22 protein-coding genes are annotated in these 23,009 nt (G+C 49.2%); 8 read left to right on the top strand and 14 right to left on the bottom strand.

The annotated features are described in order from the left end of the window. Positions 1-30: 30 nt before the first annotated feature. Genes SIB79_RS12915 through SIB79_RS12900 form a run of 4 tightly spaced genes read right to left on the bottom strand, consistent with a single transcriptional unit; the run spans position 31 to position 4,907 of the window. Positions 31-843: an inositol monophosphatase family protein gene (locus SIB79_RS12915; RefSeq protein WP_063403083.1), complete on the bottom strand. Its 813-nt coding sequence runs from the start codon at positions 841-843 to the stop codon at positions 31-33. Next, positions 843-2,582 (bottom strand): TolC family protein, encoded by a 1,740-nt coding sequence (locus tag SIB79_RS12910; RefSeq protein ID WP_063403082.1) that lies wholly within the window; start codon positions 2,580-2,582, stop codon positions 843-845. The genes SIB79_RS12915 and SIB79_RS12910 overlap by 1 nt, the downstream gene beginning before the upstream one ends. Positions 2,583-2,606: 24 nt before the next feature. Then, entirely contained in the window at positions 2,607-4,004 is a 1,398-nt protein-coding gene (locus SIB79_RS12905) for a TIGR03279 family radical SAM protein (RefSeq protein ID WP_063403081.1), read from the bottom strand. A 21-nt stretch (positions 4,005-4,025) separates the two neighbouring features. After that, entirely contained in the window at positions 4,026-4,907 is an 882-nt protein-coding gene (locus tag SIB79_RS12900; RefSeq protein WP_155724578.1) for an undecaprenyl-diphosphate phosphatase, read from the bottom strand. 95 nt (positions 4,908-5,002) lie between these two features. On the opposite strand from SIB79_RS12900, the gene SIB79_RS12895 reads away from it, so the two are divergent. From SIB79_RS12895 to nadB, 3 genes are all read left to right on the top strand, one after another. Then, positions 5,003-5,794, top strand: a complete 792-nt coding sequence (locus tag SIB79_RS12895; RefSeq protein WP_011129558.1) for a DUF3120 domain-containing protein — start codon at positions 5,003-5,005, stop codon at positions 5,792-5,794. A 111-nt stretch (positions 5,795-5,905) separates the two neighbouring features. Next, entirely contained in the window at positions 5,906-6,268 is a 363-nt protein-coding gene (gene psbU, locus SIB79_RS12890; RefSeq protein WP_011129557.1) for a photosystem II complex extrinsic protein PsbU, read from the top strand. Between the two features lie 70 nt (positions 6,269-6,338). Then, a complete protein-coding gene (gene nadB / locus SIB79_RS12885; protein ID WP_063403088.1) occupies positions 6,339-8,009 on the top strand; it encodes an L-aspartate oxidase in 1,671 nt (556 codons plus the stop codon). A gap of 10 nt (positions 8,010-8,019) precedes the next feature. Here nadB and SIB79_RS12880 read toward each other — a convergent pair whose 3' ends face one another. Next, positions 8,020-8,961 (bottom strand): vitamin K epoxide reductase family protein, encoded by a 942-nt coding sequence (locus tag SIB79_RS12880; protein ID WP_063403080.1) that lies wholly within the window; start codon positions 8,959-8,961, stop codon positions 8,020-8,022. A 108-nt stretch (positions 8,962-9,069) separates the two neighbouring features. Between SIB79_RS12880 and rimO the strand changes: the two genes are divergently transcribed. Together rimO and SIB79_RS12870 are read left to right on the top strand one after the other, a co-directional pair. Then, positions 9,070-10,488 (top strand): 30S ribosomal protein S12 methylthiotransferase RimO, encoded by a 1,419-nt coding sequence (gene rimO, locus SIB79_RS12875; protein ID WP_063403079.1) that lies wholly within the window; start codon positions 9,070-9,072, stop codon positions 10,486-10,488. After that, positions 10,485-11,720, top strand: a complete 1,236-nt coding sequence (locus tag SIB79_RS12870; RefSeq protein ID WP_063403078.1) for an MFS transporter — start codon at positions 10,485-10,487, stop codon at positions 11,718-11,720. The genes rimO and SIB79_RS12870 overlap by 4 nt, the downstream gene beginning before the upstream one ends. Here the strand turns inward: SIB79_RS12870 and SIB79_RS12865 are convergent. Further along, positions 11,707-11,799, bottom strand: a complete 93-nt coding sequence (locus tag SIB79_RS12865) for a cytochrome b6 (protein WP_041384239.1) — start codon at positions 11,797-11,799, stop codon at positions 11,707-11,709. The two genes, SIB79_RS12870 and SIB79_RS12865, sit on opposite strands and share 14 nt — an antisense overlap. 151 nt (positions 11,800-11,950) lie before the next feature. Between SIB79_RS12865 and SIB79_RS12860 the strand changes: the two genes are divergently transcribed. Continuing rightward, entirely contained in the window at positions 11,951-13,525 is a 1,575-nt protein-coding gene (locus SIB79_RS12860) for a B12-binding domain-containing radical SAM protein (RefSeq protein ID WP_063403077.1), read from the top strand. Between the two features lie 15 nt (positions 13,526-13,540). Here the strand turns inward: SIB79_RS12860 and SIB79_RS12855 are convergent, their stop codons facing one another. The 8 genes from SIB79_RS12855 to SIB79_RS12820 all read right to left on the bottom strand — a co-directional run bounded on the left by SIB79_RS12855 (position 13,541) and on the right by SIB79_RS12820 (position 18,374). After that, entirely contained in the window at positions 13,541-13,912 is a 372-nt protein-coding gene (locus tag SIB79_RS12855) for a DUF4346 domain-containing protein (protein ID WP_063403076.1), read from the bottom strand. 371 nt (positions 13,913-14,283) lie between these two features. Beyond that, entirely contained in the window at positions 14,284-14,565 is a 282-nt protein-coding gene (locus SIB79_RS12850) for a penicillin amidase (protein WP_413681117.1), read from the bottom strand. A gap of 177 nt (positions 14,566-14,742) precedes the next feature. After that, positions 14,743-15,927 carry a GNAT family N-acetyltransferase gene (locus tag SIB79_RS12845; protein WP_196757580.1) on the bottom strand — a complete coding sequence of 395 codons (1,185 nt, stop codon included), beginning with the start codon at positions 15,925-15,927 and terminating at the stop codon, positions 14,743-14,745. A gap of 126 nt (positions 15,928-16,053) precedes the next feature. After that, positions 16,054-16,284, bottom strand: a complete 231-nt coding sequence (locus tag SIB79_RS12840) for a hypothetical protein (RefSeq protein WP_063403073.1) — start codon at positions 16,282-16,284, stop codon at positions 16,054-16,056. A 106-nt stretch (positions 16,285-16,390) separates the two neighbouring features. Then, positions 16,391-16,513 (bottom strand): hypothetical protein, encoded by a 123-nt coding sequence (locus SIB79_RS12835; RefSeq protein ID WP_268873537.1) that lies wholly within the window; start codon positions 16,511-16,513, stop codon positions 16,391-16,393. Between the two features lie 27 nt (positions 16,514-16,540). Then, a complete protein-coding gene (locus SIB79_RS12830; RefSeq protein ID WP_063403072.1) occupies positions 16,541-16,732 on the bottom strand; it encodes a hypothetical protein in 192 nt (63 codons plus the stop codon). After that, positions 16,729-17,445 (bottom strand): RibD family protein, encoded by a 717-nt coding sequence (locus SIB79_RS12825; protein WP_063403071.1) that lies wholly within the window; start codon positions 17,443-17,445, stop codon positions 16,729-16,731. Before SIB79_RS12825 ends, SIB79_RS12830 begins: the two co-directional genes overlap by 4 nt. Positions 17,446-17,453: 8 nt before the next feature. Beyond that, positions 17,454-18,374, bottom strand: a complete 921-nt coding sequence (locus tag SIB79_RS12820) for a 6-carboxytetrahydropterin synthase (RefSeq protein ID WP_063403070.1) — start codon at positions 18,372-18,374, stop codon at positions 17,454-17,456. Positions 18,375-18,426: 52 nt separating this feature from the next. Between SIB79_RS12820 and SIB79_RS12815 the strand changes: the two genes are divergently transcribed. Beyond that, complete coding sequence (locus tag SIB79_RS12815) at positions 18,427-19,005, top strand: shikimate kinase (RefSeq protein ID WP_063403069.1); 579 nt, start codon at positions 18,427-18,429, stop codon at positions 19,003-19,005. A gap of 2,245 nt (positions 19,006-21,250) precedes the next feature. Further along, positions 21,251-21,868 carry a hypothetical protein gene (locus SIB79_RS12810; protein ID WP_063403068.1) on the top strand — a complete coding sequence of 206 codons (618 nt, stop codon included), beginning with the start codon at positions 21,251-21,253 and terminating at the stop codon, positions 21,866-21,868. The last annotated feature ends 1,141 nt before the right edge of the window (positions 21,869-23,009 follow it).

The raw sequence follows: 23,009 nt of genomic DNA, 5'->3' as shown, positions 1-23,009 counted from the left end.
CTAGCAATTAGCTCTCAATCCTGAGCTGACTCAGCCATGCAGCAAAACCTCTCCCCAAGAGCGCAAACGCTTCATTTCTGCAGGATAACCAGTCGCTAAAACAGGAAAGTCGGCGGCCGTCAAGTCTTGACCAGGATGCAGCTGAGCAGGATCTGCAGCCAACCACTGAATAGGGCAATTGAGCTCATTGAGTACTAACCAAGCCGCAGCCAGATCCCAGATCTTTGGCGTGGCTTCCAAAGCAGCAACAGTTTGGCCCATGGCCACACTCACCAAATTAAGACTGGCCACACCGAAGAGTCGTATTTTACCGGGAAACGGTTGATCCGGCCTGCGCTGCAGAACCCGAATAGAACGACTACAAAGTGAGACACAGGCACTACCAGTCGAACGCGTTTCAGTCGTAAGACGCTTGCCATTACGCCAAACACCCTCACCTCGAATCGCCACAATTCTCTGGTTAAGGGAAGGAACATCCAGAAAAGCCTCCACTGGTCTGCCGCCCACAAATCGAGCGATAGAAATAGCCCAATAAGGGATACCGGCTGCAAAATTCGTAGTGCCGTCCAAAGGATCAACTACCCAATAAGCCGGCGAATCAGGAACGCGTTTGGAACCTTCCTCACTCAACACACCCTCCTGTTCCGCAATCTGAGCAAGACCAGCCACGATGGCTGCATCACTCCAACGATCACAAGCAGTAATCAATGAACCGTCAGGCTTGAAATCGGAAACGATATTGCCAAAGTCTTGGCGTTGACGATCTGCAACTCGATCAAGGAGTTGATGAACTGCGCTCAGTTGCAAAGAACCAAGAGATTCAGGCAAAGGCCCACTGCTCATCACTCAGCTTGTAGGATGGAGGCCTTGCAGGCTGGAGTGAGCGGAGAAGGTTTGATAGGAACTTCGGCATCAACAAAACCACTGTCACCAACTTTCGGCTTCTTATTGGAAAGCTCCAAGGAATCACAAGCCAAAATCTGATCCAGACCTGTACGGCGACTAAGCTGGATCATACTTTGATTGTATTTCAGCATTGCATTGGCGTAGGTCAGCTGGGCCTGTTTAAGATCACGCTGGTTATTCACAACCTCTCTTTGCGTTGTCACTCCTGCCTGGAATCTCAAACGTGCCAATCGAAGTGATTCTCTTGCAGATAAAACTCCAATGCTCGTTGTCTTGATATCTTGGTTAGAGGCAAGAAGATTAAAAAAACTTTTCTCAACTTCTAGGCGAACCTGATCACGCTTTGCGGCGAATTCAAACTCACTTTGCTGAGCTTTCTGCTTGTTCTGGCGATATTGAGCCCATGCTCTCCCTCCATCAAAAATATTCCAGGTGAAGCCCAAGCCAACTGTGTTATCAGAGGTCCATGAATGTTGCTTCCAGTCGACAGAGTTATCAATCGTTACGCCAACCTCACCCTCTCTTCGATTGGCTTGAAAAGTGTTAGAGAGACGAATAACTGGCTGCACTGCGGCAAGTGCGGCATTGGCATTACTATTATTAATAGAGATGTCAAGTATTAAGCTATCAAGTTCCTCTCGAAAAGCATAAGCTGCAACAATGCTCTCCTCAAGTGATGGTTGCCAGATACCAATAATTTGAACTGGGTCAGCCGCTGTAGGAGTTATATCTTGGGGCAAGTCTAACAATTGAGCAAGAGTTCTACGTGCCGTATTCTGCTGAGCTATAGCAAGAGTTAAAGACTGAGTATCTCGAGCAAGCTGATTTTCCGCCTCGAGCACTTCAAGCTTGGTTGCGACACCTGCCTGCAGGCGTGACTGAGCATCACGCAAACTCACGAGAGAGGCACGAACGGCATTTTGACCAATGCCCACACCTTCATCAGCTCGCTGCAATTGAAAATAAAGGTCTGCAGCATTTAAACGCAAATCGCGAAGCGCAATCAGATAGGTATCTCTCTGCTTTTCAAAGCTATCTCTAGCAGATGCAATTTTAGGGACTCTGGCAGGGTCAATGAGATCCCAGTTAAAAGTAGCTCCGAAATTTGTAATCCATTCTTCCCCAAAAGTATAGTCTTCAGTAGTCAACTGATGATTATCAGGATTTATACGACTCTCCGAGCCTCTAAAATTGACAGAAGAAGAAAGGTTTAAAGTTGGATACCAGGCTGAAAGAGCAGCTAAAAGGTTTGACTTTGCTTGCTCGACCTGACTCGCTGCAGCTTTAAGTGTGGGACTATTGACTTCAGCTAATTGTTCTACTTCAGACAAGCCAAGAGGACGAAGCTCCCTAATCCTCACCTCTGAAGTTTTATTTGGCAGCGCAAGACTTGGCGTGGCCCCAAGCGAAGAAAGCGGCTCAGGCAAACTAGTTGCTGCAGGCTTAACTGCTGAAGGGTCAACCCTGGGGCGAGATCCCTTGAGCTCAATGGCGCCAGGAAGCGTCGACTGATCGATTAAAGCTGAACCATCAGCCTCAGCGTCTAGCGAGGCAGGCGCTTGATCAGTGCTGCTTCCATGCTGTTGAACCTCAAGCGACTGTTCAGCTCGAACACCAATGCACCCTTGAGCCAATACGCCTGCAAGGAGAAACAGTCTTGCGGTAATCAGACGCACAGCAATTTGAAAACTGCGGGGAGCTTAATGAATTTCCTGGCCATCTCCCATCGCAGCGGCCACGATGTCAGCCGCCCCATGCACGATACGTATCGAGATCTGTAGCGCCTCACTTAGCTGTTCCAGAGTCATGTCATCTAGAAACACAAGCTCACCCTGACGCAGCATCACTGAAGGCAGGAGTAACTGATCGCCAAGATCAAGAGCCTTCAATCCCTCAAGCAAGTCATAACCAGTGAGCAAACCGGTTACAACCTGATCCTGCCCCCAATAAGGACTAGGCAGCCCATGTAACTCCACTACCAAGCCTTCAACCGCATTGAGTCGTTCACAAGCAGGACCCAGAGCCTGTTCGACCAACCGACCTACCACCCAACTGCAGCGCCTGGGCTTCCTTAACCGCTTGGGAAGAATGACCGTGGCCTGGTCAAGAGCTTCCAAAAAGGAGCGGATACTGCCAACGCCATTTTCTTGTTGTGGGAGATCCTCGTAGGTACTGCGAGGTGGAAGAGACGCACCTGCAATCAGATACCACTCATCCGAAAGCCACGCGAAACGGGTTCCCATCACAGCCTGAAACTGATCCTGAAGAAGCTCCACCTGGCTAATGACACGCCTTGCACAAGCAGAGTCAACAGGCAACAATCCATCTTCTTCTGGACGGAAACGGGTCAATCCCACCGGCACCACCGCCACTGAAAGCACAGCAGGCCAATCACCCGTTCCAAACTCAGCAAGCTCACGCAAGGTGCGATCTAGAGCCAAACCGTCATTCACGCCAGGGCAAACCACCACCTGGGCATGGACCTGAAGATCGCGCTCAGTGAACCAATGCAACTGCTCTAGCAGAAGTCCTGCGCGAGGATTTTTCAGTAACTGAGCCCTCAACGATGGCTCAGTTGCATGGACAGAAACAAACAGAGGTGAAAGGCGCTGTGCCTCGATCCTTTGCCAATCTGCCTCTTTCAGATTGGTAAGAGTCAGATAAGACCCATAGAGAAAACTGAGGCGATAATCATCGTCCTTGAGATAGAGGCTATTGCGTCGGCCAAGTGGCTGCTGATCAATGAAACAGAAAGGACAGTGGTTGTTGCACTGGCGAAGCCCATCAAATAAGGCTTCTGTAAAAGCCAAACCCAAACCATCATCAGAGTCTTTCTCAAGGTCCACTTGATGGAATGCCCCGGTTGCATCCCTGACTTCGAGATGAAGCTCCTCCTCAACGATCAGGTAGCGATAATCAATCAGATCCCTTGGTCGCACCCCATTAACACTTAAAAGTTGATCGCCGGGTTCAAAGCCCAATTGCTCTCCGATCGATCCCTGCTCAACCGATGCAACTACGGCAGGTCGTGGTTGGGGCGCCGCAAATTCAGGATCCAATGCTGACACCGCAACACCAGCGGAGGGCTCATTCCACACAAATGAGGAGGGCGGTTTGTTTTAGTTTGATCTGCCGCTCAACCACCAGGCGAGCACTAACACCCCAAACAACAAGCGATAGGCCACGAAGATCCAAGTGCTGTGCCTTTGAAGGTATTTGAGCAACCAATCAATCGCCAACCATGACACGAACGCCGCAGAAACGATTCCAACAAGCAGCGGCAAAACTCCTCCTAAGGAGAGCTCCGCAAAGGCATCTTTGAGTTCAACCAGACCGGCCAGAGTGATCGCCGGGATACCAAGTAGAAAACAAAAGCGCGCAGCATCTTGACGCTGCCAGCCATCAAATAGCGAGGCCGTCAGAGTGCTACCCGAGCGCGACACACCCGGAATTAAGGCCAGCGCCTGAGCCAAGCCCACTACAAAGCCATCACGCCCCTTGACTAGATGCATTTGCTTCAGCCGCGGGCCGAAGCTCTCAGCCAATGCCAGCAGCAAAGCCATCACAATCGAAACCACTGCGATTGAAGGCAGACTGCGAATTGAAGAGGCCTCGTAACCAGGCCAGAAAAGCTTGATCGCCATACCCGCCAACAGAATCGGCATCGTCCCTATTGCAATCGCAAGACCGAGACGGGCGTTCGGTTCACGCCACTGACCATGCTTAAACGCTAAAGCGATGCCCTTAAGGACCTCAGCAAGATCCCTCTTGAAATAAGCGATCACCGCCAAGATGCTTCCTAGTTGGATCACGGCTGTCGCAGAGACGCCGGGGTCACCCCAACCAACCAGCATGGGAACGACCTTCAAATGAGCTGTGCTGCTAATCGGCAAAAACTCCGTAAGGCCTTGCACCACTCCCAGCACCAGGTTCCTCCAATAAGCGGCCAGCAGTTCAGAGGTCACAGCCAGAAGAATCATCAAGGAAAACAGGGGACCCATGGAGGCTATTGCCCCATGGATCCAATGCCAAAAGCAGCGTAATTCCAGAGAGTCTTATAAGGTTCAATGTCTTGACTGCATAGTGAGGGGTTGCTTTGTCCAGCGGCTTAATCAAAAAAAAACAGCCCGACAGCAGCACATTTGTACGGAATCAACCCCTGAGCAATCCTGTCGAATCGCAAACATCTGAAAAAGATTTCGACGCCAATTTTTCAGACCTTCAGCAATTACAACTTTGGGCCGGTGCCCTGGTCGTGCTGCCTGTTTTTGTGCAGGCCCCCTGGGTTCGCCTGAATCCATTATCAGCCTGCTTATTCACGCTGTTCCTGCTCGCTCTTGGCATTCCCCTTGCCCTCATCGGCCAACGGGGATGGGCGGTGGCTGGCGAGCTTTTGGTAGGGGTTAGCGGCAGCTGGCTCGCGGGATGTCTCTACTGGGGATGGCTCAGAACACAGCCCTTGTGGCACTTACCCGTTGAATCTGTAGTGCTGCCTATTGCCCTATTGGGGCTTTCGAGCCGCTGGAGATTGAGTTCAAGTTTCTATTTGGCCTCCCTGCTTGGAACAGCCTGCACTGATCTGATGATGGTCATGACCGGCGTCATGAATCAATGGCCTGTTGTGGTGATGGCTCCACTACAGCAAGCACCAAGATTGCTTCACGAAACTGCTCAGCAGCTTCTTCATCCCCTACCCCTTATCGCTCTGGTCTGTGCTGCAACGCTGATCGTGCTGCTGGCGCAAGCTATGCAGCAAAAAACCCGTCTGGCTTCAGAATTTCGCAACACATGGGCTGTAGCCAGTGCAGTACTAGTGACAACGGTAATAATCGATGGACTTTTCCTGATTGCAGCCCTAATCAACCCAGGGTTGAGCGGCTTGATCTGAAACGAACTGCAAAAGCTGATCACAGTCCTGGGTTAAGTTCCTGTCCAAACTTGTAAAGTTGGTAGACCGGCATAGCCGGAAGACCTGTTCCGATCCACTGCGGAGTATTTGATGAAGCGCCTGTTGTCCTTGCTTACTGGGGTTCTGGTGATGACAGGCCTGCTAATGGCCCTGATATTTCCCCAGTCCGCCTACGCCAATGTCTCTGACGACAAACTCGGAGATAGAGGCGAAAAGGTGGACCTAAACAACTCATCAGTACGAGCCTTTAGACAGTTCCCCGGCATGTTCCCAACCATCGCCGGAAAAATTGTTGTCGGCGGTCCTTATGCCAGCGTGAGTGATGCCTCATCAGTTCTTGATGCCTCACAAAAATCTGTTTTCGACAAGTACAAAGACAACTTCACTGTCACAGACCAAGAAATTGCTGTGAATGAAGGTTTCGATCGGATCAACGACGGTCAATACAGATAAACGATTCCTCACTCAACAATCAGCTCAACCGCAAGCCGTCGGTACACCCGGCGGCTTTTTTGTAGGTTTCATGAGTCTCTCTAACCCATCCACGCCCCTTCCTAACGGTCCCTGGGATGTCGTGGTGATCGGCGCAGGGGCAGCAGGGCTGATGACCTGCCTTGAGCTGCCTGCTCAGCTGAAGGTGCTTTTGCTGAACCGCAACACCAGCCGCCACTCCTCCAGCCGCTGGGCTCAAGGTGGCATCGCCGCAGTAACAAGACCTAAAGACAGCGCCGAGAGCCATGCAGAAGACACTCTCAAAGCAGGTGCAGGACTCTGTGATGCTGATGCTGTCAGACAACTTGTAGAAGAAGCTCCCCACTGCGTTCAACGTCTCCAGCAGCTTGGGATGGCCTTTGACCGGGAAGGTGATGCGCTAGCCACCACCTTGGAGGCAGCCCATAGCCATCGAAGAGTGCTGCATGTGCAGGACCAAACGGGCCGCGCCTTGGTTGAAGCGCTGCAAGAGCAAGTGGAACGGCGCCCCAACCTCTTGCACCGGCGAGGGGTACGCGCCACCCAGCTTTGGATTGAGCACAATCGCTGCTACGGGGTACAAGTGCTCGACGGAACGCTGCTCCATTGGCTTTCGGCCAGAGCGGTAGTCCTGGCAACTGGTGGCGGTGGCCATCTGTTCGCAAACACCACCAATCCGGCTCAGGCCTGCGGAGAAGGTTTAGCCCTTGCCTGGCAAGCAGGCGCCACGATCGAGGATCTTGAATTCGTGCAGTTTCATCCCACAGCTCTGAAACTGGAAGGAGCTCCATGCTTTCTGATTTCAGAAGCAGTCAGAGGCGAAGGTGCCGTACTGGTTGATGCCCAGGGGCAAAGTCCTGTCAAGGAATTGAGCGCTGGTGATCTTGCTCCCCGCGACCAAGTCAGCCGGTCCCTCATCCAAACCATGCATCACCAAGGGGTCCAGCATCTTGGCCTAGATCTCACACCCATCCCTTCAGGGCAAGCCGAGGTCCGTTTCCCAACCATCCTGGAACGCTGTCGGGAATTAGGTTTAGATCCACTCAACCAACCGATCCCGGTAGCCCCAGCAGCTCACTACTGGATGGGAGGGATCGCCACCAACCTTCAAGCCGCAACCAATCTTCCAGGGCTCTATGCGATTGGGGAAGTGGCCTGCACCGGAGTGCATGGAGCCAACCGACTCGCTGGCAACTCACTGATGGAATGCATGGTATTTGCCAGACAAATGGCCACAATCGACCTGGGCTCTTTGCCTCGTCTGGGTGTTCATCAAAGAGATTCTTCCCCCGAGCCTTGCTGTCAGCAACTCCATGGCACTGCAACTGCCGAGTCTCTAACTCGCGCCATCGCAGATCTGCGAGAACTTTGCTGGCGAACGGCGGGTGTAGATCGCTCTGCCAAGGGAATGAAACAAAGCCTCGCGAGCATCCGTAAGGATCTACAGCACATTGGTGAACAGCCTTTGCTCAAGCTGGTAAGCCATCAGCCTCAAGCAATTTGCCATCACCTCGATGACACAGCCAGAAGGGACCTCAACTTGCTACTGGACCTCAACCATCGCCAGTTGACCAGCTCCTTACTGCTGGAAGCCTGTTTGTTCCGCCGCGAAAGTCGCGGCGGACATTTCAGAACTGATGCCCCTGCAGAAATGCCTCAATGGCAACGCCACTCACGGCAAAAGCGAGGAGAAGACCTCTCCACGCGGCCAGTGAGGTCCTAACTGGGCTGCTTCAGAACTGCCTCGCGCCCTGATAGCCACTCAGATCAGCCAGCTTATTGAGCGGTTTCACTCCGGATTCGAGCTCCCCGTTAATTTCCCAGGTAGGGAAGGCATCAATCCCTTTGCGTTCACAAAGATCTCTTTGACTGTTCTGACCATCTAACGCACACTCAACGACCTGCAGTTGCGCGGCGCCCTCTTCACCAAACATCTCCTTCTGCTCGTGGCAATGAGGACACCAATAAGCGCTATAGAACACTGCACCAGTCTCTTTGAGATGTTCAGCCAAAGCCAGCGCAGATGGAGTACTCGTCGTCTTCACAACTGGAGGGACACCTGGCCCCCCTACACCAACGTCAGGACGGCTCGGATCAACAACCGAAGACCAAATCAAACCTCCAAGCAACACTGCCAGGGCAAGCAAAACACCACGAAAAATCAACTTTCCAGGGTCATCCCAACCGCCTCCAATTAACGACAAGACCAACAGGCAGATTGATAGGACAGCAGAAAGAACGCAGAAGAAACAAAACGCATCGATCTTGAACACCATCAACCCGATCAAAATCAGGCTGAACACAGCCATACCGCAAGAGAATGCAAACAGCCCCCACCATGTGCGGCGGGACAGGTCTGCTCGGTTCTCTGAAAGCCCTGGCAACAAGGGCAGCACAGCCATCACCAAAATGACGAAATAGGCCAAAAAGCCCAGCACTGAAAGTGGAATCGATACGCCATCTCCCTGAAACAGCGTTCCCCAGGCGCTATTGAGAACTTTGTCGCAACCTTCATTTCCCCCAGGACAAGTGAGAGATCCAATCCATCCCCAGCGATTCAGAGTGATTGAACCTGTATCGATCAACCCAACGGTGGCAAGCACCGCCATCGCAATCCGAGGCCACTTCAACCCCTGATCCTGACGGCGGCGGCTGGTGAGGCGAGACGAACCCATTTCGGCTACACAGATCTAAGAATTGTGGCAGCCCTGGAAGAAGCCAGCCTCTCTTTAGGGTGGCGCCTAGCGGGAACTGCCTAGGCAGCCCAGAAATCAACCCTTTCCATGACCAAGCCTGAGTTGCGATCCGACATACCAATGAAGCCCACAGCCCACAAACAAGAAAAACCATCGGTGGCCTTTGCCCATTTGGGCTGTGAGAAAAATCGCGTTGACACCGAGCACATGCTGGGACTGCTTACAGAAGCGGGCTATAGCGTCAGCAGCGATGAAAACGATGCCGCCGTCGTGGTGGTCAACACCTGCAGCTTCATCCAGGACGCGCGGGAGGAATCCGTGCGGACGTTGATTGGTCTAGCAGAACAGGGCAAGGAACTGATCATCGCCGGATGCCTTGCCCAGCATTTTCAGGAGGAACTGCTCGAGTCAATCCCGGAGGCAAAAGCAATCGTCGGCACCGGTGACTATCAGCACATCGTCGATGTGCTGAAGCGAGTAGAAGCGGGTGAACGGGTGAACCGTGTCAGCGCATTCCCCACCTTTGTTGGCGATGAGACTCTCCCCCGGCAGCGCACCACTGATCAGGCTGTGGCTTATCTGAAAGTTGCTGAGGGATGTGATTACCGCTGTGCCTTCTGCATCATCCCAAAGCTGCGTGGCGACCAGCGCAGCCGACCGGTGGAGTCGATTGTGGCAGAGGCGCACCAGCTGGCTGAGCAGGGGGTGCAAGAACTAATCCTGATCAGCCAAATCACAACCAACTATGGCCTTGACCTCTATGGCAAGCCCAAATTTGCAGAGCTGCTACAGGCGCTGGGGGAGGTAGACATCCCCTGGGTGAGGGTGCATTACGCCTACCCCACTGGCCTCACTCCAGAGGTGCTGGCGGCCTATCGGGAGGTGCCAAATGTGCTTCGCTATCTCGACCTTCCACTGCAGCACAGCCATCCAGAGGTGCTACGGGCTATGAACCGTCCCTGGCAAACGGATGTGAACGAACGGCTCTTGGATCGGATTCGTGAGCAGCTACCAGACGCAGTCCTGCGTACCACGCTCATCGTCGGCTTCCCAGGGGAAACTGAAGATCACTTCAATCACCTCGCCGCGTTCATCGAACGGCAGCGTTTTGATCACGTTGGCGTGTTCACCTTTTCTCCAGAAGATGGAACCGCCGCAGCCGATCTGCCAGACAGGGTAGACCCTTCAATCGCCGCAGCCCGCAAGGATCGATTGATGGCGCTTCAGCAACCCATCTCAGCGGAAAGGAACCAACGATGGGTTGGACGCACCATCGATGTGCTGATCGAGCAACACAACCCCGAAACCGGAGCGATGATTGGCCGCTGCGATCGTTTTGCTCCGGAGGTCGATGGCGAGGTGTTGGTACTGCCTAGTGAGAAAGGTCTTCAGGCCAGTCCAGGAACGATGGTTCCTGTCTTCATTACCGGCTCTGATGTCTATGACCTCACCGGCCAGCTGGTAGACACCAACGTCATGGCGGTCACAGCCCAGACGTCTAAGTGAGTCCATTCCCCTGTTTGCGAGCCCATCAACGCAACATCTTTCTGACAGCCTCTGGCATCAGTACAGCAGGCTCGTTCGCTGGCATGACTGCAAAAGGCTGGATCCTCATGGACGGCACCAACAATCCAATGTTGCTTGCCGCCCACTTCGCCGCCCTTTCCCTGCCAACCCTGCTGGTCAGTGGAGCAGCAGGTACCTGCACAGACCGATTCGGCTGTGAACGGGTTCTTGTGCAAGCACAGTGGGGCCTTTTAGCAGCTGCGTTACTGGGAGCACTTGCCATTCCTCTGATGACAGGAACCGCGCTCGTGACAATGCTATTAACCAGCACTTTGCTTGTCGGGATCGCGAGTGCTTACGAACTCACTGCCCGCAATAAATACTGCGCCCTATTGATAGACGAGCCCAATCAACTGGCCCCCTATCTCTCTAGTTTTGCGATTGTGTTCAACGTAGGCAAACTCCTTGGGCCTCCCATAGGAGGATGGTTACTGGTCATCACAGGACCTGCGGCTGCTCTCAGCATTGATGCCGCAAGTTACTTACTACCGATCGCCAGTCTCCTCTGGTTACTCGATCCAAACCGAAGCCAAGAACAACGCAGCGTTCCGGGTAAGCAATCAACAATGCTCTATGCATGGCACAACAGCAGCTCTTCGCTTCGACATGTGCTGGGCTTCACCGCAACACTCTGCTTGGTAGGTTTTTTCCACCCTGGTCTAGCCCCTCTAATCGCCGACCAGGTATTGGGTTCAGATCCAAGAGATCTTGGCGTGTTCACCAGCGTGCTTGCAGCAGGGAGCATTGCTGGGGGGGTGGTACTACAACGCAATAGCCAACGATTCTGTAGACGCCCATTTCTCACTCTGAGTGGGTTCGCTCTCATCACTGCCATCGCCCAATTGGGAATGGCTCAAACTGAAAACACGCCACTAGCATTCAGCCTCACAATGACCCTGCTGATTGGAGCTGGTACTGCAGGCCTATTGAGCAGCTGCAACATGATCACCCAAGTGGGGTCCCCTCAGGTCTTGCGTGGGCGCATGGCAGGGCTAAGTCAAATCGCCTTCCTTGGGGGAGGAGGGCTAAGTGGCCTTCTTGCCGCTCAGATGGTGATTTCAGCGGGCATATCCACGACCTTCGCCACCGCAGGTGGAATCGGACTTGGCCTAGCCCTCTGGGGGTTCTGGCAAAAAGGCAGAACCGTACTAGAAGAGGTCAGATCAGCTTGATGCCTTTAAGAACCTTGGTTAGTGCGAATGCCGCCACCAGGCCAACTGCTACGAACACCAAATAAAAAACGACGCCCATGTGCAACAAATCAGGTGAACACCATTAGATCAGAAATCGGGACGGCACTTCCTCAAAGCGCCTAAGGTTTCAGCAATTCCCTATCCAACACTCGGAGAGGTTTCAGCCCCGAGTCGACCTTCCACATCTCTTCTCTGTCGCATAGATCTGCATGCGCACTCTCTTTATCTACCCTAAGTTCCCCAAAACATTCTGGAGCTACGAGAAGATCCTCGAGCTGGTGAACCGCAAGGTGCTGCTTCCACCTCTCGGACTAGTCACCGTGGCAGCCCTGCTGCCTCAAGAATGGGAAATGAAGCTCGTTGATCGCAACGTCCGAGAACTCAGCGAGGCCGAGTGGCAATGGGCCGAGCTTGTTGTGATCTCGGGGATGATCGTTCAAAAAGACGACATGCAGCGGCAAATCGCTGAGGCCAAAAGACGTGGGCTAACGGTTGCTGTTGGAGGTCCATTCGCCAGCTCTACGCCAGAAGCTCCCGAAATCGATCTGGCAGATTTCAAGGTGCTGGATGAAGGAGAGATCACCCTGCCAATGTTTGTAGAGGCCATTCAACGCGGTGACACCAGCGGCCGATTCAGTGCTGAAGGGGACAAGCCGGATGTGACCTCAACTCCCATCCCTCGCTTCGACCTTCTCGAGCTAGATGCCTACGACTCCATGTCCGTTCAGTTTTCAAGGGGTTGTCCATTCAATTGCGAGTTCTGCGACATCATCGTGCTGTATGGGCGCAAACCACGTACGAAAACACCAGAGCAATTAATTGCCGAGCTTCAGTCGATTTACGACTTGGGCTGGCGACGCTCGATCTTTCTTGTGGATGACAACTTCATCGGCAATAAACGCAATGCCAAGTTGTTGCTACCAGCCATTCGACAATGGCAGGAAGAAAAAGGCTATCCCTTTAGTTTCGCTACGGAAGCTTCTGTAGATCTCGCCGATGACAATGAGATGATGCGAATGATGCACGAAGCGCGTTTCGAAAGTGTTTTCTTGGGAATTGAAACACCTGATGAGGCCAGTCTAGAAACAGCTAGAAAGATTCAAAACACACGCCATCCTCTGGATGAAGCTGTCGACAAAATCACCGCAAATGGGATCCGAGTGATGGCAGGATTCATCATCGGATTTGATGGTGAAAAAGATGGAGCAGGAGCTCGGATTGTTGATTTCGTAACCCGCACTGGCATCCCCGCCGCAATGATGGGAATGCTCCAGGCCTTGCCAAACACAGCCCTATGGCATCGACTAGAGAAAGAGGGTCGCCTGATTGAGGACAAGGATGCTGCCAAAGGAGTCAATCAAACCAATCTGCTGAACTTCCAGCCCACCAGACCCATCCGAGATATCGCCAACGAATACGTCGAGGCCTTCTGTGCTCTTTATGAGCCCAACGCCTATATGGATCGCGTCTACTCCTACTACCTAAAAATGGGAGCTCCTCGTTGGCAAGGAACGGCAACATTACCCAGCTGGATCGATCTTCGCGCTCTAGCCATTGTCGTCTGGAGACAAGGCATCAAACGCAACACCCGTAGCCGTTTCTGGCGCTACATGCTGGGCATGGCACGAAACAATCCAGCCATGCTTGAACAGTTCTTAGTTGTACTGGCCCACAACGAACATTTCATGGAATACCGATCCATTGTGCAGCGAGAGATTCGCGAACAACTTGAATCAATTCCACCAGAGGAGCCCAGCCCCCAAAAAACTTTGCAAGCTGTCTGAATTGAACCTCAAAGCTCAATCTTGAACATAAGGCGTACCGCTGAGAAGACAGCTCTCAGCGCGTTGCAGTTCCCGCCCCAGATAAAGAGCATGATCAAGCTTGCTCAAGGGATATGGACCCTGCCCTTCTGTGAGCTTAATCCCTAGCTGCTTGGCAGTTCTTCCCCTGTAGACAGTCGCTGGGGATCGTATGCCTCCCCGACAAGCAAGAACCTCACCAGTCACAGGATCGGTAGCTCGGCCCAGTTCATCAACATCGTTCAGATAATGCTCCACGACCAGTTCTGCAGCTGAAGCATCCACCTGAATCAAGAAATAGCCACTTGGATCAAGCGCAATAAAGCGCTGCGAAAGCTGATCATCTATGGCACTGAGGGCATCAGACATCACTGGGAGGTCAATGGTTCTCTGGACTATTTCTTAAGCCTACAAATCAGAGCCTTGAATTACAAGCTAGAAGCATGGAATCTGCTCCTGACAATCCTTGAGTAGCCAAAGATAACAATCAATCCACGCTCCTCTTCACCATTGACCTCCTGATTCGAAAAGTAAAATGGCCACCTTCCAAGATCAGTTAAAATTTCACCGCATAGGTTCATTACTTAACACCTCCGAAGCAGAGGGAAATTCATCAGGGCCTTAACTTTGTCGGCGAGCTCAAGATCATAATCTTGAAAAATGCAAAAAAAAAGGCATCATCACTCTTCCCAAAATGCAGCACTAGCTATATTTGCGTGAGCATAAAGGCAAATAAACAGTTACAAGCCTGGAAGCACTGGTTTACAGCTTGGATATCTCTTTGCAGTTCGCTCAATAACCCATGCATACATATCAGCCCCATGCTCTTTTTCGATTTCTTCTGTGATAACCGAAATACTTGTCTTGGTATTCTCAAGACTAAGATGCCCCCATCCAAACCAGGAGCAAGTTGCATCTATCCAACCAATATCTCGTCCTAGATTAATCATCTCAGTGTCTCTCGTAATCTCAGTTGAGTTTTCTTTATTCTCTTCGACTTGAAGCTCAGGCCTAGCATCCACAGGCAGAGCAGTGAGAACCAGGTGCAAGAACAACAGCGAACGTATCATCGAACAGAAGACCATCGTAGGCGCTCTGAGTATTCTAGCTTGGCAACATCTGTGATCATCGATTAACAAAAATTGGGCTCAAGCAATCGCAATGAGGACTGGGCCAGATGAATGGAGCATGAGTGAAAGTTATTCCACAATTAACTGAGGGGTAAGCTCAACCCGAAACGGCAAATCAGCATTCACCGCCTCAATCTCCTCGAGCATTAGAGGATTGACCTTACGCAGCCAGCCGCGGATCAAAGCATCCATGCGCGGGTCATACCAACGATGCAAGCTGGCATGGGGCTTCGCCACAAAGCCCCTACGGCGCTTGTGTTGACCGCCTGCACCAGGATCAAAATTCTCTAAACCATGTTCCAACGCCCAGGCAATCGGCGCGTAATAACAAACCTCGAAATGAAGGCAATCGATCTCCTCCCTGCTCCCCCAATAACGCCCCCACAACATTTGTCTATCCTGTATACAAAGAGACATCGCTACAGGCTCTCTAGGGCTCTCACGATGAGCACTAAACAACACCACCTGATCTCTGAGCGACGAATCTGCCAAGGCCTCAAAAAACGCTTCAGAGAGATACTTGCTTCCCCAAGGCCCCCAACGAGCGCAATGCTGCTCATAAAAGCCATGCATGCACCTCAACAGCTGCACATCAAGTTCTGCGCCTGTCAACGCTGAAACCTTGAGCCCCGCCTGCATGACGGCCTTGCGTTCACGCTTGATATTGCGCCGCTGGTTGGCATTAAAGCTATTGAGATAGGCAGAGAAATCAGACTGTCCATCTGCTGACCAAAGGCTCTGCTGGTTCAACCAAGTGGCACAGCCAGCAGCTTCCGCCAAAGGCCGCCAATGCGGATCAACATAAAGAAAGTTACAGCTGAGAATCTGGTTGCGACGCGCAAAAGCATCGATGGTCTCCAGCATCAAAACTGTCAACTCTGCCTCGTCCTCCCCTGGCACCACATAGAAGCGATAGCCCTGCACAGGGCTCACAGGACTCATCCCCAGCAGTTTTGGGTAATACCCCAAACCAAGATCACCTGCCAGGCGAGCAAAGGCCTGATCAAAAACAAATTCGCCATAGCTATGCCCCTTGAGATATAGAGGGGCAACCGCTACAGGCGTGTCGTCTCGCCACAGGGCTAAGTGCAGGGGTTGCCAACCATGTTTGGCGGAAATGCTGCTTGAGTCTTCAAGAGCAGCAAGCCACCGCCAGCGAAAGAAAGGAATCGCCTGCTCACCAACCAGGCTTTCCCAGTGATGCAATGGGATCTCGTGAATGGAGCGGTGCCAGCGGGCTGAGAGGTTGGCGATTTGCAGCGCGCCTTAGGCACAGACTCAATCGACCATAACCAGCGGCCAGAGAGAAAGGGTATGAGTATGTTCGGCATTCGTAACTATGGTTTTTTCACCGTTGCATCAATGGTGTGATTCCAATAGCTAAGCAGCATCGACGGCCACTGCTGCAATGACACCGAGGAAAACCACAGCTGTGGGGAAGATTGCGGCTACTCCATCAACAGCAATACGGTGCAACAAAGTTAGAGTTTTTGGATCACAACTATCTGCGACAGAAAAGCCTTTGTGATCAGAAAAGAACTGAGGAGGAGATGCGAGCAGCGATGCTAATCGAAGCCCAGAAAAGTTTTCCTGGAAGATGGCGCCCACCATCTAAAGCAAACCTAGCCTGACAAGCTTGGAAAATTGGTGATCCTGACTAAAGCCTGATGAAGGCTTATCACAGGCAAAATCAAATCAAATGCAATGACTGATTGACTCAAATAAACTCAATTCCATCAGTAGCCAGGACCTCATCCTTATCCACATCAAGCAGTGTGGTGTGAATACCATCTGCTGTGAGCAATAAATCATCTCCGACTTGCTTAAAAGAAAGCTCCATTCCATTGCCAACAGAAATTCCATCGTTTCAAGCTAGTGAGAAGCTGTCAATCACATCATTAGCACTAGTAAGTTTATAGGAATCAGCTCCTCGATTACCTTTAATGGCGTCATCTCCATAGCCATAATCAAGGCGATGAGCATCAGTGTCTAGCATTCTTAGTTCACTCAATCTATAAGCAGGAACACCAAAGAATGATTTCATGTAGAGCTCAATCAACTAGGCCCGTCCGCACGGGAACCTTCAACGCGATTGCGGTCGTAACGCAGCATTAGTTCATTATCAGTTAAGGGCTCAACGGTTTGCAAATGCCAAGCCTCAGCGTCGCCAAGATCATCTGGCAAACCACCGCCTTCAAAGGGAACCCATGCATGCATGCCACCAAGCAATTTTGGTGTGAGGGTGAGTTGCAACTCATCGACAACATCAGCCTGCAATAGCGATGCGGCCAGCTGAGCTCCACCCAACAAAACAAGTCGAAACAGCCCAAGCTCAGCCAATCGATTGAGTGCCTGAGGCCAATCTTGCTCAAACAACACCTGACGCTCGTAACCAACAGGAAGCAAAGGATCTTTCGATCCCTTTGCTTTAGCTAAATGAGGGCTCAACAGCCAACGCTCAAGCGGCTGTTGAAAGAAAGGCAACTCTGCTGCATACCACTGCTGACGACTAACAACCACCGCCGTGGGCTGCGCACTATGCCCCGCAGACTTGCGCTGGTTCAACAAGTCCTGATCATGAATCAGACAAGTGCTGCGATGGGCACGCAACGTTCCGGCACCGAGCAAGGCCCCATCAGCCCAAGCCAAAGCCTCTTCTAAGACCCGTCGATCACCAACTCCACCCAATTGGGCCGGCCCACCAATCGCAGGTGCCAGCCGGCCATCCAAGCTGATCGCTAGGACAAGACGAAGCCAAAACTGCTTTTGCAAATGCTTGGCTAGTGAGCCGCCATAGCATGCAATACCTCAGGGATGGCTTCAAGCCTTGGGGTTTCCGCATAGACTTCAGCTGCATTATTAGGGCTTTCCTGCAACCGCACCTTGTGGAGATGGGCTCCGATCGCTCGGATCGGTTTCGCTAAACAATCAGAAATGTACAAGGCAATATTCTCTGCCGTTGGTACACAGTTAGCGAAATGAGGAATGTCTTTATTTAAGAAGGTGTGGTCAAAAGGTTCCACAACAATGTCATTCACAAGGCTTTGCAAAGCACCTAGATCACAGACCATGCCTGTTCGAGAATCAATTTCTCCGCGCACGGTGACATCCACAAAATAATTATGACCATGCCCATGAGGCCGCGCGCATTTGCCATAAATACGTTCGTTTTCCTCCTGACTCAGTTCGACCCTGGCAAGCCGATGGGCAGCCGCAAAATGAGTACGGATCGTTAAATAGGCGTCCATGGCATCTCCGTGATAATCAGCCCAGAGGTTTTCTTGTTCGTAAAGCCGAATGGCCACGATTGGCAGATGAGGCACTAAACGAGTCCAGATGATTCTTAGCAGAGCCTCCGTGGTTGGCAGGCAGCCCTCTGGCCTGGAAAGATCAAATTCCGGCCAAACATCGTTAAGGCAGCGAAAATCAAGCTGATCGGTTACCTCAGAGCGGATGGCATGCTTCACCTCAGAGAGGTTCAACACCATGCCATCGACATTAAGCCCGCCAGCCATGGCGACGATCAGCTCATAATTGTGTCCATGCCCAGCAGGCAAAGCACAGAGTCCAAAACGAGCTGCATTGTCATCGCTTGACAGTTCCGGTAAGTAATAGCGATGGCTAGCACTGAAAGCAGCTTTGCGAGTGATCACACAGCCGCGGCCATGACCATGGCGTTCCAAATCGGGGACGTCAGTCATCGCTCTCTCGGACTAGAAGTCATCCTAGAGATCTATAGACATTTGCGAACCAATGAACGACAGCCCAGCCCCTCACCCCCTCAAGCAAAGGCTTGGTGGTCGCAACCTCTATTTGGTGGGAATGATGGCCAGTGGCAAGAGCAGCACAGGCAGGCCTCTAGCCCAACAACTCAGCTATGGGTTTGTTGATACAGATGCCGTCATCGAACAACTTGCTGGCCAACCAATCCCGAAGATCTTTAGCGAAGAAGGAGAAGAAGGGTTTCGAACAATGGAGTCTCAAGTACTCAATGCCATTGGCCAACGCCATTCACTTGTTGTTGCTACTGGCGGGGGGATAGTGAGTAAGCCAGAAAACTGGGGGGTCTTGCATCAGGGCATCGTGATCTGGCTAAACCCAGGTCGAGAAGAACTACTCAGACGCTTACATGCCGACAGCGGCAATAGGCCTTTACTCCAAACAGAAGATCCAGAAGCAGCCTTCGACTATTTATTTGCCGAGCGCCTACCCCTTTATTGCGAAGCAGACTTGCATGTGGAAGTGAGAGCAGAGGAACCAGACGGGATTGCGCTAAAGATTATTGAGCTCCTGCCCCAGCTGTTATCGCCCCCTCTAAAAATGAATGATTGAAGCAAGTAATTTGTCGATACTAAAGAATATACCATTTAAGTCCAGAGGGTTGTGCTGATAGCCTATCCCAATCAAAAAAAAGACGATCCATCCTTAACTTGACAATAAACTAAAATCCCAAAGGAATTGAAGATAGTAATTACCAAGCGTCTTATAAGGATTCACTGTGCTAACACACATTAATCACATGACAAGGCAGACATTGCTGTCTTTAATAGTTGTCAAAAAACAACCATGCAAATCAGCAAGAACGATAACTAGAAGCACATCCATATCGGAGATCTAATCAATACAAACAGAAAAAACAATGAAATCTAATTAAAACAGAATCGGCCAGAGCGAAATACTCAAGCATTGCAGTCAGAAAAAATCATCAAGAAGATAGACGGCTATCTTCGAGGAAAGATAGACATCTCAATCTATAGATTGAGAATTCAGCTTGACTTAGCCTCAGGCGTATCAGGGTGAAAATCAACTTCCTTTCTCAAGCTAAATACGCAAGGTGCAATACATGCAACCAAGCGAAAGGCCGTCTACAATACAACCAGCAGAAGGAATGAGAAAATCAACCTAACAGATTCGATGAACCACTACTAGTGGCTGATTAGAGGCTATGGCACATCGAGATGTGATAGATAGCAAATAGCGTTTTCTCAATAAAAACAGTCGGCCAGAAGAACTGCGATCTCTAAATAGAGGCAACACTACGACAAATTGAGCCGGTGGCTTGAAACATAAACTGTGTTGCAGAGAAGAGTATCTGCTACAAGAACAAGCCAAGAAGGCTGCCAAAAGCTTTATCCGATTCTGAAAAAAGTACATTCAGGCAAGAAAGTAGCAACCTGGAAGACAGTGAATCAGCATCCAGGACGATGCTGGTAGGGCGCGGCCCTGCGGCCCGCTTTCGACAAGACAGGCATCTAAGTATATATACCTAGAAGTCTGCCTGAATGGGCTGGGTCTCTAAGAAAGCAACTTGGCGCCAATTAGAGCTAAGCTAAGCTAAAGCAAACAGATGGCGACCAGAAATTACATTAAACTACTGAGCACTGAAAATATTTTCAACAAATAACTTAAATCAATCTGCTATAATATAATAAATATCGGCATTAAATCTTAGTGAAATGATCGAAATTGATTTATGCTTTGATTGATTTCTAGAGCTTTTAACGATGGAGAATACAATTTCTGATTGCAGTGTCTTCTAAAGTTTATTCGGAGGCATCTCAGATGCGCATCCTTGAAAAAGGATGGACCCTCTTTAACAATTATTGGAATCAGTATTACAGAAAAAAGCACCCTATATTAAATTTATTTGCGCATTATCGAAAATATAGGTTGTCAATGATCTATAAAAGAGAATTAAATATTCAATCATTAACGTAAGCCTCTTGCTACTCTTCTTCTAAATTTATCTAAGATGTCTTCGTTAAAAAATAAAAGCAATCCAGACCCTTAGAGAGATATTCCAACCCAGACAATAGCTAAAAATCTCTAAGATTCTGCATTAATTAAAGATTATACTACATATGTTTGACTTTGAATAAGGCTATAAGCATTAAAGCATGAATAATGTTTTTTTACTGGGCATATAGACAATATATGCAGGACTAAATACATTTACCCAAAGCAGTCGCAAAAAACACTATCTATTGGGATAGTAATGAAGGATCAAGAAATATTTCTACGGCAAGAGGAAGGCAGCATACTGAGCATGAGAAATATTCGAATACTCACTGGCAATATTCTATCAAGGAGAAGGCTAATACACTGGATATCCTCCTAAGAGAAAGGCCTGTAGATGAAACGGATAAGTAGGAATAGAATATGATACCAATAAATAACATTAGCGATGGAAATCTGAATGTAATTCACATTATAAATCGATTACTAGAGGCAGTTAAATATAAATAAGATAAGATCTATGGCAGCATCGATCTAAATATACATAGCATGTGAAAGCATGTGGCAAAAGAGATGGGCTTGTCTATGTTAACTTTATTCTAAGATAGCAAGGTACCTTGATAGATCAATCATGAAGCGCTATTGGTAATATTAATTGGCAAAGCTAAAGACAGACATTAATAGATTAAACTAAGGGAAGCAAATCGAGGAAGTCTCAAATGTCTCTTCAGGTAAATCAACTCTAGAGGTGGGCGAATGATGGCCTGGCAAAGTAGTTCAAAAATACTCCATTTGAACGAGTCGTTCAAATGCGCTAGCGTATTGATAGCGGAGCGCCTCAATGACTGATTCAGCGATCGACTTCAAAGTCATCTCGCCAGATAGGCATAGTGCGGGGTCCGAGTCAATTGTCCTTCCTGAGACGCTTACGGAAGGGTTGAATGACGTTCAGATAGGTATCATGAGAGATACGGTTCATGCTGTCAATGTCAATTCAAGAATTGCAGCAGAGCTAGTTCGAAGCACTGCCGCTGAGCTCTATCGGCTTAAATGTGTTCTTAAGAAGCAACAGCAATGGACAAGGTTCAGGGAATCTGGAGTTATTCCAATGACTGCAGGCCAGATTAGAGACCTAACCTCGGCATGGGAGTCATGGCTCAAGAATACAGATGTGACCGACCAAGAACTGGTTGGCACTAGCATGAGAACGCTAGCAGCAATTGGGAAAGCTGATCCTGGAACTCGAAGAGATGCAGTAGGTAAAATGAAACGAGGCGAAAAGGTTACAGAGAAAGAGGTCAGCGATAAAGCCATTGAGGAGTTGGTTAAAGGCAATAAGGAGTGGGAAATAACCACATCAATGAAAAGGACAGACCTAATGAAAGTATGTACAGCTCTAAGAGATGAGAATAAAAAGCTAAATGCAAAGATTAAAGAATTGCAAGACGTTACAGTTTAAGAAAAACATGATGCCAAATACTCCTACGATTCAAGCTGCTCTTCACGAGCTAAACAAACAGATGAACGATCATTGCTTAAAGGATATTATAATAAATGGAAACATTGGACTATTGAGAGATGACAATCCAATGGAATATACAGAGAAGGAATGGAATGCAATCATGGACTATCTGAAGGAAAATATCAATATTGAGATTATCGCTCGGGTCAATTAGCAGGAGGCCGATTTAATAATTTTAGATTATTAGATATATTACAAGGCATTTGATTAATAAATCAAATATTTTATGCTTTTAAAGCAACCAAAGGTAGCATAACAAAAAAAGGTAAGCTAATAAGGAATATGGAGGCATCAATGATGACCTATATGCAAATATCAGCATAGATTTTACATAATCAATCAAATTAGAAAGCTAGTATTAGATAAATAGTCATTATTGGTGAAATGTATTCTTTCATTCTATTTATCATCTTGGATAGTCGTTGACTAAGTCTCTACTAGTTGTTGCACTAGCTAAAATGCAGAAGTTTTATACAACTAGATTCATAGAAAAATCTATTATAGTTATTTAAAAACATGCGATTAATATTATCGAAACAACATCCTCGAAGCTTAAAATAAATATATTGATTTTGTTGCTATTAATATAGATAAATATATTCGAATAAGCAAGTATTTAATATTTTCAATGTCTACACTAATCAATAGGCAAGAGCTAAAGCCTTGTAGGATTTGAGACTTTTCATAATGCGTTATACTTTCGAGTATGTTGTTGGTAGATTGAAGTATAATATGCTCTATAATGTAATGTAGGTAAATTATTTGTCTTTTATTGCCATAGGGTCCAAAAAGATAATTCATTGTAGATGAAATAATAGAAATATGATCATATATATTATGAGAAAATATCGTTTCTATCAACATTTCACCTGGCTGATGGTGCTATCCTAAATATTTATGAGACCTGATAACTAAGGCTATAATTCTTATAAAGGCTAGAGTTCATGCTACCACTTCCCATCTTTTTTGATCTTTCCCCTATATATTTTCAATATCTATTGGCAGCCTCAGTTATAGCCTTAGGGATACTAGTTTCGAGTATATTATATGTGAAGACTAAAGATCGGTTATGAGTAGT

This window comes from Prochlorococcus sp. MIT 1342, assembly GCF_047304495.1.
Classification (GTDB): Bacteria; Cyanobacteriota; Cyanobacteriia; order PCC-6307; family Cyanobiaceae; genus Prochlorococcus; species Prochlorococcus marinus_D.
This window is presented reverse-complemented; position numbering and strand designations above follow the sequence as displayed.